The sequence below is a fragment of the Hoylesella timonensis S9-PR14 genome (genome assembly GCF_000762405.1).
GTDB lineage: Bacteria > Bacteroidota > Bacteroidia > Bacteroidales > Bacteroidaceae > Prevotella > Prevotella timonensis_A.
In genome coordinates this window covers 1-2,107 of record NZ_JRPQ01000237.1, presented here as the reverse complement: position 1 = coordinate 2,107, position 2,107 = coordinate 1, and the positions used below count along the sequence as shown (strand labels likewise).

1 protein-coding gene and 2 pseudogenes are annotated in these 2,107 nt (G+C 42.2%); 1 reads left to right on the top strand and 2 read right to left on the bottom strand.

The annotated features are described in order from the left end of the window. Positions 1–495: pseudogene (locus HMPREF9304_RS15255) on the top strand (group II intron maturase-specific domain-containing protein); the annotation flags it as partial. Between the two features lie 85 nt (positions 496–580). Here the strand turns inward: HMPREF9304_RS15255 and HMPREF9304_RS12165 are convergent. Together HMPREF9304_RS12165 and HMPREF9304_RS12160 are read right to left on the bottom strand one after the other, a co-directional pair. Beyond that, positions 581–1,252, bottom strand: a complete 672-nt coding sequence (locus tag HMPREF9304_RS12165) for a hypothetical protein (RefSeq protein ID WP_036929593.1) — start codon at positions 1,250–1,252, stop codon at positions 581–583. Between the two features lie 21 nt (positions 1,253–1,273). Further along, positions 1,274–2,050: pseudogene (locus tag HMPREF9304_RS12160) on the bottom strand (relaxase/mobilization nuclease domain-containing protein); the annotation flags it as partial. Positions 2,051–2,107 lie beyond the last annotated feature (57 nt).

The window sequence follows — 2,107 nt, the reverse complement described above, 5'->3', positions numbered from 1 at the left end:
AGACCGTAGTGTCGTATGTGCGAGGAATGAAATACCTCGGCTACTCCTTTTATGTGATGAAAGGTAAATGCCAACTCACGGTGCATCCTAAGTCCAAAGCCAAGATGAAGTCAAAGCTAAAAGAATTGACAAGTCGCAGTAATGGATGGGGATACGCCAAGAGAAAGCAAAAAACTGAAAGAATACATACAAGGTTGGGTCGGTTATTATCACCTTGCCAATATGAAACGTTTCTTGCTTGAAACAGACGAATGGTTAAGACGTAGAATACGCATGTGTATATGGAAGGCTTGGAAGAAAGTCAGGACAAAAGTGGCAAACCTCATTAGATGTGGTATTAATAAATACAAAGCATACGAATGGGGTAATACTCGTAAGGGTTATTGGCATATAGCTAATAGTCCTATTTTAGCAACTGCAATATGTAACAACAATCTACGCTCAGCAGGGTATGCAAATTTAATGGGGTCGTATCTCGAATGGCACCCAAAATAGGAACCGCCGTATGCGGAACCGCATGTACGGTGGTGTGAGAGGTCGGTGAACACGAAAGTAGGAAATAAACACCTATGATTAGTGTTTACCTCCTACTCGATTCTTTCAAATGCTTCTTCAATTCACCCTGCTCCTGCAAAATACGTTTCTGTTCCATCAGTAACTCGGATTGTCGTTGTAGGGCTTGTTCGTAATTGATAACCTTCTGCTCTAACTGATGGATGGCTTGGGGATTGCGATGCGAGATAAACATACTGTCAAGATGAGCAAAGTCTGAGACGGTGGCTTTGCCTTGCATACGCAGATAGCGGTAACGCAACTCGTAGTCAGAGGCGGTTTGAAGTTCATGAGCACCCATGGAGAAAAACCAACAACTCACCATGACTAAACCGCAAACAAGACCTAGTAAAATTCGCTCGGCTAAACGTACACTAGCAAAGAGCGAGTAGTTCTTAAACACCACTGGCTTTTGTTGCTCGCTGATAAGTTTTTGTAAGGCTTCAAACTTTGGGTCGAGTTTCTTGAACGACTCTTCTAATGCCGCCAAAACAAAAAGTTGGTGCTCTTTGATTTTGGCTTGCGTTTCTTGGGATAGTTGGAGGTGTACAGCTTTGGGCACTTGGGTGTTATCTTGAGGCTTCGTATTTTGTTGCTCAACCAAAGCAGTACGAAGTTCTGCCTGTGACTTCTTGATGGTTTTGCATTCTTGTTTGAGTTCTTCGAGGATGTCGAGAATGGGGGCTGTTTCATTATTCATACTGATATAAATTTGATGTGATTAAATTCTACGTTTGCGATTAGCTCTATTGCGAAGTTTCTTTTGAAAACGTATTTCGTCTACATCTACACCAGCATTAGACGTTGGCAGTGTGAAACTTTCGACGAATGCTTCGGATAGTTCTGTAAGAAAATTACTCGATCCTTCAGAAACCTCCTTAGACACTAGTACAAGTTGTTCATACTGTTGCTGCTGATTATTTTGATTGAGCGTTTCATTAAGTCGAGCAAAGGAGTATGAGCGGTCTATCTTCGACTCACTAAAACTACATCCGTCTTTTACAAAGATGATTCCTTGGATACCATCGGTATTGCCTTTCGTCTTGAAACGAGTGGTAATACCTTGTTGCCCTAGACCAGCAACAAAAACTTTCCAATTTTTCGATTGGGGTAACACTGCCTTGATGGCATCGAATATCTCATACTTCAATTTATCTTCCCCCCGCAATCGAGGGCGATTCACCTTTTGTTTTCCTTCCCCAATAGTCAAGCCATAACGTTCAGTCAATTCTCTGCAAATCTTTGTGGAGCGATATTTCTCGTTGCGGTCGGTGATGGTCTTGCCATCGTTGCCAATGCGGTTGATGCAAATATGCAAGTGCGGATGCTGGCGGTCACTGTGCCTTACAATCAGGCTCTGTGTATCGGCATAGCCCATTTTCTCTAAATACTCATCGGCAATCTTCACCATCATAGCATCCGTTAATCTTTCGGCGTCATTTGCAGAAAATGAGAGGATGGTATGACAAACTGCTTTTTGTACATTTGGACGCATAGATAGCAGAGTCAACCAGCAAGTGCAAAATTATAAAACGTATTTGAAGAATTCACACTT

Bases quoted from the DNA above. Each gene is read 5' to 3' on its own strand.
- HMPREF9304_RS12165 (WP_036929593.1), bottom strand. From the start codon at position 1,252: ATGAATAATGAAACAGCCCCCATTCTCGACATCCTCGAAGAACTCAAA.